The 13,087-nt window shown below is 68.8% G+C and carries 11 protein-coding genes; 9 read left to right on the top strand and 2 right to left on the bottom strand.

Going from position 1 to position 13,087, the window contains the following annotated elements:
• Window position 1 precedes the first annotated feature (1 nt).
• From HAV18_RS07075 to HAV18_RS07045, 7 genes are all read left to right on the top strand, one after another.
• The gene (locus tag HAV18_RS07075; RefSeq protein WP_166954224.1) at window positions 2-2,227 is read left to right on the top strand and encodes a polysaccharide biosynthesis tyrosine autokinase; all 2,226 of its coding nucleotides are present in this window, start codon (window positions 2-4) and stop codon (window positions 2,225-2,227) included.
• A 64-nt stretch (window positions 2,228-2,291) separates the two neighbouring features.
• Window positions 2,292-3,251, top strand: a complete 960-nt coding sequence (locus tag HAV18_RS07070) for a glycosyltransferase family 2 protein (protein ID WP_166954222.1) — start codon at window positions 2,292-2,294, stop codon at window positions 3,249-3,251.
• Between the two features lie 49 nt (window positions 3,252-3,300).
• Window positions 3,301-4,437, top strand: coding sequence for a glycosyltransferase family 4 protein (locus HAV18_RS07065; RefSeq protein ID WP_166954220.1), 1,137 nt, complete (start codon window positions 3,301-3,303; stop codon window positions 4,435-4,437).
• 10 nt (window positions 4,438-4,447) lie between these two features.
• Window positions 4,448-5,914: an O-antigen ligase gene (locus tag HAV18_RS07060; protein ID WP_166954219.1), complete on the top strand. Its 1,467-nt coding sequence runs from the start codon at window positions 4,448-4,450 to the stop codon at window positions 5,912-5,914.
• Window positions 5,911-7,095: a glycosyltransferase family 4 protein gene (locus tag HAV18_RS07055; protein WP_166954217.1), complete on the top strand. Its 1,185-nt coding sequence runs from the start codon at window positions 5,911-5,913 to the stop codon at window positions 7,093-7,095. Before HAV18_RS07060 ends, HAV18_RS07055 begins: the two co-directional genes overlap by 4 nt.
• The gene (locus HAV18_RS07050) at window positions 7,095-8,261 is read left to right on the top strand and encodes a glycosyltransferase family 4 protein (protein WP_166954215.1); all 1,167 of its coding nucleotides are present in this window, start codon (window positions 7,095-7,097) and stop codon (window positions 8,259-8,261) included. The genes HAV18_RS07055 and HAV18_RS07050 overlap by 1 nt, the downstream gene beginning before the upstream one ends.
• Before the next feature lie 6 nt (window positions 8,262-8,267).
• The gene (locus HAV18_RS07045) at window positions 8,268-8,603 is read left to right on the top strand and encodes a hypothetical protein (protein ID WP_166954214.1); all 336 of its coding nucleotides are present in this window, start codon (window positions 8,268-8,270) and stop codon (window positions 8,601-8,603) included.
• Here HAV18_RS07045 and HAV18_RS07040 read toward each other — a convergent pair.
• A complete protein-coding gene (locus HAV18_RS07040; RefSeq protein ID WP_166954212.1) occupies window positions 8,590-9,825 on the bottom strand; it encodes an MFS transporter in 1,236 nt (411 codons plus the stop codon). The two genes, HAV18_RS07045 and HAV18_RS07040, sit on opposite strands and share 14 nt — an antisense overlap.
• Before the next feature lie 153 nt (window positions 9,826-9,978).
• Between HAV18_RS07040 and HAV18_RS07035 the strand changes: the two genes are divergently transcribed.
• The gene (locus HAV18_RS07035) at window positions 9,979-10,449 is read left to right on the top strand and encodes a helix-turn-helix domain-containing protein (RefSeq protein ID WP_208101842.1); all 471 of its coding nucleotides are present in this window, start codon (window positions 9,979-9,981) and stop codon (window positions 10,447-10,449) included.
• A 68-nt stretch (window positions 10,450-10,517) separates the two neighbouring features.
• Window positions 10,518-11,453, top strand: coding sequence for a hypothetical protein (locus tag HAV18_RS07030; RefSeq protein WP_166954209.1), 936 nt, complete (start codon window positions 10,518-10,520; stop codon window positions 11,451-11,453).
• Window positions 11,454-11,463: 10 nt separating this feature from the next.
• Here HAV18_RS07030 and HAV18_RS07025 read toward each other — a convergent pair whose 3' ends face one another.
• Window positions 11,464-12,912, bottom strand: coding sequence for an MFS transporter (locus tag HAV18_RS07025; protein WP_166954208.1), 1,449 nt, complete (start codon window positions 12,910-12,912; stop codon window positions 11,464-11,466).
• Window positions 12,913-13,087 lie beyond the last annotated feature (175 nt).

Here is a 13,087-nt window from a genome sequence, read left to right as displayed (position 1 = left end):
AATGGTGAACACGCAAGCGAAACACTCCTACGCGGATCTGTCCGTGAAAACCGAGGAAGAGGACGTCGTCCTCGGCCAGTTGCTCCAGGTGATCATGGACGACATCTGGCTGCTGCTCGGCATCGCGGTGACGGTCATCGCGCTCGCCGGCCTCTACTGCTATATCGCGAAGCCGGTGTATCAGGCCGACGTGCACGTGCGGGTCGAGAGCAACGACAACACGTCGCAGGCGCTCACGCAGACGCAGACCGGTGCGACGATCAACAGCGGTCCGCAGCAGGCGCAGACCGACGCGGAAATCGAAATCATCAAGAGCCGCGGCGTGGTCGCACCGGTGGTCGAACAGTTCAAGCTGAACTTCTCGGTCGTGCCGAAGACGATTCCGTTGCTCGGCAGCCTCGCCGCGCGCGTCGCGACGCCGGGCACGCCGGCTCGCCCGTGGCTCGGCCTGAAATCGTATGCGTGGGGCGGGGAAGTCGCCGACGTCGATTCGATCAGCGTCGTGCCCGCGCTCGAAGGCAAGAAGCTGACGCTGACGGCCGGGCCGAACGACACCTATTCGATCGTCGACGAGAACGGTACCCGGCTGCTGTCGGGCCGCGTCGGCGAAGCGGCGCAGGGCGGCGGCGTGACGCTGCTCGTGAAGCAGCTCGTCGCACGCCCCGGCACGCAGTTCACGGTGGTCCGCTACAACGATCTCGACGCGATCAGCGGCTTCCAGACCGGCATCCAGGTGACCGAGCAGGGCAAGCAGACGGGCGTCGTGCAGATCTCGCTCGAAGGCAAGGACCCGGACCAGACCGCCGCGATCGCGAACGCGCTCGCGCAGTCGTACCTGAACCAGCACGTGGTCGCGAAGCAGGCCGAAACGACCAAGATGCTCGACTTCCTGAAGGGCGAGGAGCCGCGCCTGAAGTCCGACCTCGAACGCGCGGAAGCCGCGCTGACGCAGTACCAGCGCACGTCGGGCTCGATCAACGCGAGCGACGAGGCGAAGGTCTACCTCGAGGGCAGCGTGCAGTACGAGCAGCAGATCGCCGCACAGCGCCTGCAACTCGCGTCGCTCGCGCAGCGCTTCACCGATTCGCATCCGATGGTGATCGCCGCGAAGCAGCAGCTCGCGGAGCTGCAGGGCGAGAAGGACAAGTTCAGCAACCGCTTCCGCAGCCTGCCGGCCACCGAAGTGAAGGCCGTCCAGCTCCAGCGCGACGCGAAGGTCGCCGAGGACATCTACGTGCTGCTGCTGAACCGCGTGCAGGAACTGTCGGTGCAGAAGGCCGGCACGGGCGGCAACATCCACCTCGTCGATTCGGCGCTGCGTCCGGGCGACCCGGTCAAGCCGAAGAAGGTGCTGATCCTGTCGGCCGCCGTGTTCCTGGGCCTGATTCTCGGCACGGGCGTCGTGTTCCTGCGCCGCAACATGTTCCAGGGCATCGAGGATCCCGACCGCATCGAGCGCGCGTTCAACCTGCCGCTGTACGGGCTGGTGCCGCAAAGCGCCGAGCAGGTGAAGCTCGACGCCGCGGCAGAAAAGGGCGGCGGCCGTGCGCGGCCGATCCTCGCGAGCCTGCGGCCGAAGGATCTCAGTGTCGAGAGCCTGCGCAGCCTGCGCACCGCGATGCAGTTCGCGATGATGGATGCGAAGAACCGCGTGATCGTGCTGACGGGCCCGACGCCCGGCATCGGCAAGAGCTTCCTGGCGGTCAACCTCGCGGTGCTGCTCGCGCATTCGGGCAAGCGTGTGTTGCTGATCGACGCCGACATGCGTCGCGGCCTGCTCGACCGCTACTTCGGCCTCACCTCTCAGCCGGGCCTGTCGGAACTGCTGAGCGACCAGTCGCCGCTCGAGGATGCCGTGCGCGAAACGCCGGTGCAGGGCCTGTCGTTCATCTCGGCCGGCACGCGCCCGCCGAACCCGTCGGAGCTGCTGATGTCGCCGCGCCTGCCGCAATACCTCGAAGGGCTCGGCAAGCGCTACGACGTGATACTGATCGATTCGCCGCCGGTGCTGGCGGTGACCGACGCGACCCTCATCGGCCGCATGGCCGGCTCGACGTTCCTCGTGCTGCGCTCGGGCATGCATACCGAAGGCGAGATCGCCGACGCGATCAAGCGCCTGCGCACCGCGGGCGTCGACCTGGAAGGCGGGATCTTCAACGGCGTGCCGCCGAAGGCGCGCGGCTACGGCCGCGGCTATGCGGCCGTGCATGAATACCTGAGCGCCTGATCGGCATCGCACGTAACCGGGCTGGCGGCGCGCGCCGCCTGCCCGGTCGACAGGAGAACCAACGATGAAAATTTCCGTGCTCGTTCCGACCTATCGGCGTCCCGCCGACCTCGCGCGCTGCCTGCTGGCGCTGCAGCGCCAGCATCGGCTGCCCGACGAGGTGATCGTCGTCGCGCGCCCGGAGGACGACGCCACGCACGAACGGCTCGCCGATCCGGCAGTCGGCGGTGCGCTGCCGCTGCGCATCGTGCCGGTCGACGTACCGGGCCAGGTCGCCGCGCTGAACAAGGGGCTCGACTCGGCGAACGGCGACATCGTCGCGATCACCGACGACGACGCGGCGCCGCACCCCGACTGGCTCGCCCGCGTCGCGTCGGCATTCGAAGCCGATCCGCGCGTGGGCGCGGTCGGCGGGCGCGACTGGGTGCACGAGAAGGGTCGCGTGCTCGACGAATCGCGCGAACTCGTCGGCCAGCTCACGCTGTCCGGCAAGATCGTCGGCAATCATCATCTCGGCATCGGCGGCATGCGCGAAGTCGACATGCTGAAAGGCGCGAACATGAGCTACCGCCGTGCCGCGATTGAGCGGCTGCGCTTCGACACGCGGCTGCGCGGTGCCGGTGCGCAGGTGCACAACGACATGGGTTTCAGCATGCAGGTGCAGCGCGACGGCTGGAAGCTCGTCTACGACCCGGCGATCGCGGTCGATCATTTTCCGGCCGAGCGCTTCGACGACGACCGGCGCGATGCCGCGTCGCTGAATGCGATCAGCAACGGCGCGTACAACCTGCACCTGATCCTGCGCGAGCATCTGCCGCCGGTGCGGCGCGAAATTGCGTGGTGGTGGTGGACGCTGGTCGGTACGCGCGTCTACCCGGGCCTCGCGCACGTGCTGCTGTCGCTGCATACGGCGAAGCGCGAGCGGATCCGCGAGCACTGGCGCGCGGTGCGCCGCGGCGCGCGCGATGCCCGCCGCGCGAACCTTGCCCCCCATCGTGCGGCGATGCCGCCGGTGACGTCTTGAACGAGCTGCGCACGCAACACCGCGCGGCCGAACCCGGAGAAGGGCTCGAATGACTGCAACCAAGGTCCATGTCCATCTGTTTTACGGCGCCGATCCGCGTACCTACCGGAAAGGCGAGAACATCGGCTGCCTGTACGGCTATCACCATGCCGAATCCGACGAATTCCGGCTGACCTATTCGCAGGACGGCGGCGAGAGCCGCGTCGCCAGCCTCGCGCGCCGCGCGCTGAAGGCGGCGCTCGGCTTCGACGTCGTGCATGCGTGGCGCAACCGTGCCGCGCTGCTGAACACCGACGTGATCTGGACGCATACGGAGCAGGAGCACCTTGCGGCCTCGCTGATCCTGAAGCTGGCCGGCGCGCAGGGCAAACGTCCGCTGCTGCTCGCGCAGAGCGTGTGGCTGTTCGACAAGTGGGGCAGCTTCGGCGGCCCGCGCCGCTGGCTGTACCGCAAGCTGATCGCGCGCGCCGACGCGCTGACCACGCTTGCCCGCGACAACGCCGACCTGTGCCGCCGCTATCTCGGCCGCGAAGCCGAGTTCGTCTACTACGGGCTGAACACGCAGGACTTCCCGATCACCGAGCCGCGGCAATGGCAACCGAACCGGCCGCTGCGGATCGCGGCGATCGGCAACGACCGCGACCGCGACTGGCGCACCTTCCTCGCCGCGTTCGGCGGCGACGAGCGTTACGACGTGCGGCTGGCGACGCGGCGCCGCGTGCCGAGCGAGTGGCATGCACCGAACGTGAAGATCGGCTCGGCGTCGGGGCTCGCGAAGCAGCACGAGCTGTACGCATGGGCCGATGTGATCGTCGTGCCGCTGCGGCCGAACTTTCATGCGTCCGGCATCACCGTGATGCTCGAGGCAGCTGCTGTCGGCAAGCCGATGATCGTGTCCGACGTCGGCGGGCTCAGCGACTACTTCCCGCACGATACGGCCGCCTATGTGCCGGCGTTCGACGCGCAGGCGATGCGCCAGGCCGCCGATCGCTTCGCGGCCGATCCGGTCGCGGCGCTGGGCTGCGCGCGGGCCGCTGCCGCGTGCCTGCGCGAACGCGACCTGACCACGCAGGCGTTCGCCGAGCAGCACGTGCGGATCACGCGCGACATGCTGCGCCGGCGCCGGACGCCGGCGGCTGCGGGCCTGGCGATGCCGCTCGCGGATTCGCGACCGTCGTCGCGCTGAGAGCGGATCGATGAGTACGATTGCCGCCGAACGCGCACCGTCGCGCAACCGCAGCTGGCTTCCCGAGCCGAAGCACTGGGTCGGGCAGGCCGGGCTGTGGACGTTCACCGCCGCGCTGATCGCCATTCACCAGGGCAAGGTGCTGACGCTCGCGTTTCCGGTGCTGGCCATTGCGGTCGGCATCTGGCTGTATTTCAAGAGTCCGGCGCGCTACGTCGGCTTCATGTGGTGGGTGTGGTTCCTGAGCCCGGAGGTGCGGCGTCTCGCCGACTGGTCGAAGGGCGCGTTCACGCCGACGAGCCTGATCCAGGTCGCGCCGCTCGCGGTGACGATGATCGCCGGCCTGGGCTTGATCCGGCATTACCGCGTGCTCGCGCAGCGACGCGGGATCCCCATCCTGCTGATGCTGTTCGGGCTTACGTACGCGTACCTCGTCGGGATCGTGTCGAGCGGCGTGATGGCCGCGACCTATGACCTGGCGAACTGGGTGTATCCGGTGCTGATCGGTTTCCACATCATGGTCAACGCGCGCGACTATCCCGAGTACCGCGACGTGCTGCTGTCCACGTTCATGTGGGGCATGCTCGTGATGGGCCTGTACGGCGTCGTGCAGTATTTCGTGATGCCGCAGTGGGACGTGCTGTGGATGATCGGCTCCGACATGGGTTCGCAGGGCGAGCCGGTACCGTACGGCGTGCGCGTGTTCAGCACGATGAACTCGTCCGGGCCGTTCGCGTTCGCGATCATGGGCGCGCTGGTGTTCGTGTTCGCCGCGCCGCAGAAGATCCGCTGGTTCGCGGGGGCGGCCGGCTTCGTGTCGTTCGCGCTGTGTCTCGTGCGCTCGACGTGGGGCGGCTGGGTGATCGCGCTCGCGATCCAGCTCGCGCAGTCGAACAACCGCGTGCGGATGCGGATCCTGATCAGCGGCGTCGTGCTGGTCGGGCTGTGCGTGCCGCTCCTGACCGTCGGGCCGGTGGCCGATCGTCTCGGCGCGCGTCTGCAGTCGATCACGAACCTGAAGGACGACCGCAGCTACGACGACCGCAACAAGTTCTACGCCACCTTCGCGCAGACGGCGTTCACCGACGTCGCCGGCGAAGGGATGGGCGCGACCGGCGCGTCCACGAAGCTGTCGAGCGACAGCGGCGAACTCGGCAAGTACGGCAGCTTCGACAGCGGCGTGATGAACGTGCCGTTCGTGCTCGGCTGGCCCGGCACGCTGCTGTACCTCTCCGGCGTCGTGATGCTGTTCGGCCGCACGCTGCGCGCCGCGTTCAAGCTGCGCAAGGACAAGTTCGTCGGCGCGTGCCTGAGCCTGTGCCTGTCGACCTTCGCGATGCTCGTGTTCACGAACTCGCTGATCGGCACGGGCGGCCTGCTGATGTTCACAGCCATTTTTTCGATACTAGCCGCGGCGCACTGGCAAAAGGCACAACGCCTGCTGGCCGCCGCGCGTTCACGGGGAGGCGACCATTGAGAATCGCGATCGTCACGCACGTTGTGCGACATAACGACGGGCAGGGCCGCGTCAATTACGAAATCGCGCGCGCGGCGCTGGCCGAGCACTACGAGGTCACGCTGGTCGCGTCGCACGTCGCGCCCGAACTGCTGGCCGACCCGCGCGTGCGCTGGGTGCCCGTGAAGGTCGGCGGCTTCTGGCCGTCGAATCTCGTCAAGCAGCAGGTGTTCGCGCTGAAGAGCGCGGCCTGGCTGCGCGCGCACCGCGGCGAATACGACGTGCTGCACGTGAACGGCTTCATCTCGTGGATCAAGGCCGACGTGAACACCGCGCATTTCGTGCACGGCGGCTGGTTCAAGAGTCCGTACTATCCGTTCGGGCCGACGAAGGGGCTATGGTCGGCTTACCAGTACGTCTATACGCGTGTGAATGCCACGCTCGAACGCTGGGCGTACAAGCGCTCGAGCGCGATCACGGCCGTGTCGCAGAAGGTCGCCGACGAGATCGCCGGGCTCGGCATCGACAGCCGCAAGATCAGCGTGATCTACAACGGCGTCGACGGCAGCGCGTTCGCGGGCGCGCAGGCTGACCGCGCGGCGTTCAAGCTGCCGGACGACGCGTTCCTGCTGCTGTTCGTCGGCGACTTGCGCACGCCGCGCAAGAACCTCGGCACCGTGCTGAAGGCGCTGACGAAGCTGCCGGCGAACGTGCACCTTGCGGTGGCCGGGTATCTGCCCGGCAGCCCGTATCCGGAAGAAGCGCGTGCGCTCGGCATCGATTCGCGCGTGCATTTCCTCGGCCTCGTGAAAAACATGCCGACGCTGATGCGCTCGGTCGACGCCTACGTGTTCCCGTCGCGCTACGAAGCGATGAGCCTGTCGCTGCTCGAGGCGATGGCGGCCGGGCTGCCGGTCGTCACGGCGCGCACGGCGGGCGGTGCGGAAATCATCACGCGCGAATGCGGGATCGTGCTGGAGGACCCGGACGATCCGGCCGCGCTCGCGCAGGCGATCGGCTCGCTCGCGGCATCGCGCGACACCTGTCGCGCGATGGGCGACGCGGCCCGCGAACTGATGACCCGTTTCGGCTGGGCGCATATGGGCGCCCAGTATGTGGCGCTTTACCGGCGCATCGGCCAACCCACGCAGCCGTCCGCCTTCGAGCGGGTCGAGCATGCAGTGACGCAGGAGCAATCGTAATGTCCCACTCTTCCCGGCCGATCAAATCGTTGCAGATCGGCATGCACTGGTTCCCCGAACGTGCGGGCGGCCTTGACCGGATGTACTACTCGCTCGTCGGCGCGCTGCCGGGCGCGGGCGTCGAGGTGCGCGGGCTCGTCGCCGGCTCGCCGAAGGTCGCCGACGACACGGGCGGTGCGATCCAGGGCTTCGGCCCGGCATCGGAGCCGCTCGCACGGCGGATGCTCGCCGCGCGGCGCGCGTTGCGCGAGGAGATCCGCAGCGAGCGGCCGGACGTGATCTCGTCGCACTTCGCGCTGTACACGTTTCCGGGCCTCGACGTCACGCGCGGGATTCCGCAGGTGTCGCACTTCCAGGGGCCGTGGGCCGACGAAAGCCAGGTCGAGGGTGCCGCGTCGCTCGGCCAGCGCGCGAAGCGCTATCTCGAACAGACCGTCTATACGCGCTCGTCGCGGCTGATCGTGCTGTCGCAGGCGTTCGGCCAGATCCTGACGAACCGCTACGGCATCGATCCGTCGCGCGTGCGCGTGATTCCCGGTTGCGTCGATACCGCGCAGTTCGACACGCCGCTCACGCCCGGCGAGGCGCGGCACAAGCTGCAACTGCCGCAGGACCGGCCGATCGTGCTGGCCGTGCGCCGGCTCGTGCGGCGCATGGGGCTCGAGGACCTGATCGACGCGATCGGCCTCCTCAAGCACCGTCACCCGGACGTGCTGCTGCTGATCGCCGGCAAGGGCAAGATTGGCGAGGAACTGCAGCAGCGCATCGATGCGGCGGGACTGCAGGACAACGTGAAGCTGCTCGGCTTCGTGCCCGACAACCATCTCGCGGCGCTGTACCGCGCGGCGACGGTCAGCGTCGTGCCGACGGTCGCACTCGAAGGCTTCGGGCTGATCACCGTCGAATCGCTCGCGTCGGGCACGCCCGTGCTGGTCACGCCGGTCGGCGGGCTGCCGGAAGCGGTGGCCGGGCTGTCCGACGATCTCGTGCTGCCGTCCACGGGCGCGGACGCGATCGCGGAAGGGCTCGGAGCCGCGCTGTCGGGTGCGATCACGCTGCCCGACGAGGCCGCGTGCAAGCGCTATGCGCGCGATCATTTCGACAACGCGGTGATCGCGCGGCGCGTGGCCGGCGTGTACGAAGAGGCGATCGAGGCGGCAGGCTGAGCGCCTGTGGCGCGCAACCTGCGCGCCGAACCGGGAGCTGAACTGGAAGCCGAACCGGCAGCCGAACCTGCAGCTGAACCGGAAGCTGAAGCTGAAGCTGAAGCCGAAGCTGAAGCCGAAGCTGAAGCCGAAGCCGAAGCCGAAGCCGAAGCCGAAGCCGAAGCCGAAGCCGAAGCCGAAGCCGAAGCCGAAGCCGAAGCCGAAGCCGAAGCCGAAGCCGAAGCCGAAGCCGAAGCCGAACCGGCGCGCATGCGCGGCCGGTTCGCGCGCCGGCCGCCCGCTGAGGGCAAGCCGGCCTTCTCCATGCGACGCGCGGCACCGGCACGCATCATGCGCGTCTGAGCGTCGCGGCCCAGACACCGAGCGCCGCCACGCTCACGACCGCGCCGAGCATGCAGACGCCCGTCCATCCGGCGCGCGCATACATCATCGTCGATGCAATCGCGCCGAGCCCGCTGCCGGCCGAATAGAACAGCATGTAGCAGCCGACGAGGCGCGCATGCGCGTCGGGCCGCGCGCCGAGAATCATGCTCTGGTTGACGACGTGGACGGCTTGCCCGCCGATATCGAGCAGCACGATGCCGACGATCAGCCACGCAATCGACGTAGCGCCGAACGCGAGCGGCAACCACGAGCACGCGAGCAGCGCGAGCGCGACGCCGGTCGTCGCTTCGCCGCGCTCGCGATCCGCGAGCCGGCCCGCGCGGGCGGCGGCCGCCGCGCCCAGTGCGCCGACGAGGCCGAATGCGCCGATCTGCGTATGCGACATCGCATGCGGCGGTGCGCTCAGCGGCAGCACCAGCGCGCTCCAGAAGATGCTGAATGCCGCGAACATCAGCAGCGCGATCGCACCGCGCACGCGCAGCACGCGTTCATCGCGCAGCAGCGACACCATCGATCGCAGCAGCGCCGCGTAGCCGATGCGCTCGCGCGGCCCGCTTTCGTCCGGCAACAGTCGCAACAGCACGACGAGCATGGCGATCGCGAGCGCGCCGGATACCAGATAGACGGCTCGCCAGCCCGCGATGTCGGTGATGACGCCGGCCAGCGAACGCGCGGCCAGCAACCCGACCACGACCCCGCCTTGCGCGGCCCCCACCACGCGCCCGCGTTCGCCGGCGCCCGCGAGCGCGGCCGAGCACGCGATCAGCCCTTGCGTCATCGCGGTGCCGAGCAGCCCGACCGCGACCATTCCTGCCAGCAGCGCGATGCGCGTCGACGATGCGGCGACGCCGATGCAGGCCGCCGTCAGCAGCAGAAGCTGCACGGTGATCAGGCGCTTGCGGTTCACCAGATCGCCGAGTGGCACGACGAACAGCAGCGCGAGCGCACAGCCGAGCTGCGTCGCGGTGATGACGCCGCCGACGGCCGCCTGCGATACGCCGAAATCCCGCGCGATCGAATCGAGCAGCGGCTGCGCGTAGTAGACGTTCGCGACGCTGGCCGCACTGCAGACGGCCAGCAACGCGACGCGCGCCGTGGACAGGTTGCCGACAGCGGCCGGATGCGCGGCATGCGCAGAGGCGTTCGATGCAACGGTGCCGGAATGACAGGAAGACTCCATGGGTTTCCTCGTGCAAAGTAGTTGCAAATTGAAACTGGTGTGAGTGTAGGAAAAGTAGTTTTAAAATGCAACCTGTTGTGCGGCGGGCGAGATGTCCGTGCACGGATGGCCGGTGTTGCCGCGAAGGCGGCCGGCGCGATTGTGGAGAGGGACATGGCCAGGCAGAAAAGTCTTGCGGATTCGCCGTGCCCGGTGGCGCGGGCGACCGATATCGTCGGCGATCGCTGGGCATTGCTGATCGTGCGCGATGCGTTCGACGGGGTGCGCCGGTTCGGCGATTTCCGGGCAAGCCTCGGCGTCGCGAGCAACATCCTGTCCGACCGGCTCAGGATGCTGGTGGACGCGGGCGTGTTCGACGTCGTGCCGGCGTCGGACGGCAGCGCGTATCAGGAGTACGCGCTGACCAAAAAGGGCGAGGGGCTGTTTCCGGTGATCGTGATGCTGCGGCAGTGGGGCGAGGCGAACCTGTTCGCGCGAGGCGAGCCGCATTCGGTGCTGGTCGATCGCCAGACGGGGCGCGCGATCCGCAAGCTCGCACTGCGGCACGACGACGGCCGGCCGGTGAAGGCGGGCGAGACGGTCGTGAGGAAGGTCGGCGACGAAGCCGGCGCACCGCGGCGATGAGCGTCGTGCGCGACGGCTGCACGCTCGGATAGACTGTCGCGATCGTCGTTGACCGGAGCCGCATCGTCATGTCCCACCCGCTGGATTCCGCCGGCTATCGGCTGCTGCTCGACCTGCAGCGGCGCATCCACGACCACTGCGAGCGCGAGGGCGCCGAGGACGGGCACGACCATGCCGATCCTGCGGAACCGCTGTGGCAGACCGATTTCAACCATGTCACCGTCGCGCCGATGCGGGCGGGGCTGCACGTGCGGTATTTCGGCGGCGCCTGGGAGGAACCGTTCGACTGGACGCTGCAATGTCTGGCAACGCGGGACGTCGCGGATCTCGTGACCGACCTCGCGTTCAGCGGCCTCGACGAAGGGGCGAACGGCACGCTTGAATGGGATTTCGGTCCGCTGCTCGATTCGGATGCGCGCTTCCCGATGCTGCGCTCGCTCCATGTGCGGCCGACCGAGCCGGCCGATCACAACCAGTCGATGATCGTGCGCCGCGACCTGATCATGCAGGAGGGCGGCGAGATTGCCCGCTTCGCCGCGAAGGCGCCGTTTCTCGCCGAACTGACGGTGCCGAATGCACCCGATGCGCGTTTCTTCGACGTGCCGCTTGCGCATCTCGGGCGGCTGCGCATCGGCGGCGGAGACGATACGCAGCAGTTCATCGATCGTCTGGCGGACAGCGACAACCTGTCGTCGCTCGGCTGGCTCGATTTCTCCGAGTCGACCGCATTGCATTCGACGTGGAAACGCGATCGCGACGCCGGCAGCGTGACGTCGTTCGAGGCGTACGAGCGCTTGCTGAAGAGCCGCGCCGGCCAGCGGCTCCACACGCTGACGCTGAGAAACACCTGCCTTGATCGGGAAGCGCTCGAAGCGCTGCAGGCCCTGCATCCGCGGCTGTCGTTGATGGTGATCCAGGCCGGCAGCGGCGGTTACGTGAGTCACTTCAAGGGCAACGTGTTTCCGTGGCGTCACCTGATCCAGCGCGACCCCGGCGACGCGTGACCGCACGCGGTCAATCGGCCGCCGGCACGGCCTGACGCACGGGCGATGCACCGCGATGCGCATCGGGCCGCACCAGCGTCGCGAGCAGTGCGGCGGTGACCAGCAGCGCGACCGACACGGCGGTTTCGATCCGTAACCCGTTCACGACCTGCGCCGCGGCGCCGCCGCCGGCGAGCGCGCCGAACGCGGCCACCCCCATCGCACCGCCGGCCTGCCGCGCGGTATTCAGCACGGCCGACGCGATGCCGGCCCGTTCGGGCGCGACCGACGCGAGCACGGCGGTCGTCATCGCCGGCACCGCGAAACCCATGCCCGTCGGAATCAGCAGGAACGGCACGAGCAGGACTGCCAGCGGCGTCGACGCGTCGATGAAATGCAGCGATCCGTAGCCGAGCGCGGCGACGAGCGCGCCCACCAGCATCGGCGCACGCGGGCCGTGACGCGCCACGACGCGGCCGCTCGCGAGGTTCGACAGCAGGAAGCCGCCCGTCAGCGGCAGGAACGCGAGGCCGGCCTGCAACGCCGATTCGCCGCGTGCGCGCTGCAGGTACAGCGCGAGCACGAACACGGTGCCGTAGTACGTGAGGTTCACGCAGATCCCGAACAGCACGGCCGCGCTGAACGTGCGATGTCGGAACAGCGACAGCGGCAGCATCGGCGTGGCCGTACGCGCCTCCACTGCGACGAATGCGAGCGCGGCGAGCGCCGCCAGCGCGAACCCGCCGGCGACGACCGGATGCGTGAAGCCGAGCGGTCGCCATTCGATCACGGCGCCGGTCAACGCGGTCAGCATTGCAATCGCGATGAACTGGCCGCGCAGGTCGAGTGCGCGGACGGAACGGGATGGCGCGCCTGGCGTCGTCGCTACGCGGTGCGCAGGTACCCACGCTAGGGCGGCCGCCAGGCCGGCCGCACACAGCGGCAGGTTCACGAGGAAGATGCCGCGCCAGCCCCACGCCGCGATCAGCAGACCGCCGACGACGGGGCCGGCCGCGATCGAAATCGAGCCGGCCGCCGTCCACCAGCCGACGGCGCGCGCGCGCAGGTGCGGGTCGTGCCGGCACGCGTCGTTGAGCAGCGCAAGCGAATTGGGCAGCATCGCCGCGGCGCCGACGCCTTGCAGCGCGCGCGCCGCGATCAGCATCGCAGGCGCACTCGCGGCGCCGCACGCGAGCGACGCAAGCGCGAACAGCACGAGGCCGGCGATGTACAGGCGGCGCGCGCCGAAGCGGTCGCCGAGTGCGCCGCCCGACAGCATCAGTACCGCGAACGCGAGCGTGTACGCATCGACGACCCACTGCAGGCCGGCGACCGGCAGGTGCAGGTCGCCGGCGAGATGCGCGAGCGCGATGTTGACGATCGTCACGTCGAGCTGCGTGACGACGAAACCGGTGCTGACGGTCGCGACGACGCGGGCGAGTGCAGGCGGGAAAGCGGAGGAGGGGGTGGTCGTATCCATGCGTCAATCGTAGGGCGCGGCGGCAGGCGATGTTTCAGCGGGACGTGAAGTGTCGACGAGCCGGAGGCGAAGCAGCGGAGCGGCGAGCGGGAACGAAGCGGGAACGAAGCGGGAACGAAGCGGGAACGAAGCGGGAACGAAGTGGGAACGAAGCAGGAACGAAGCGCGAACGAAG

The sequence above is a fragment of the Burkholderia sp. D-99 genome (genome assembly GCF_011605345.1).
Taxonomy (GTDB): Bacteria; Pseudomonadota; Gammaproteobacteria; order Burkholderiales; family Burkholderiaceae; genus Burkholderia.
The sequence above is the reverse complement of the archived record's forward strand: the minus strand, read 5'-3'. Positions and strand labels throughout refer to the sequence as shown.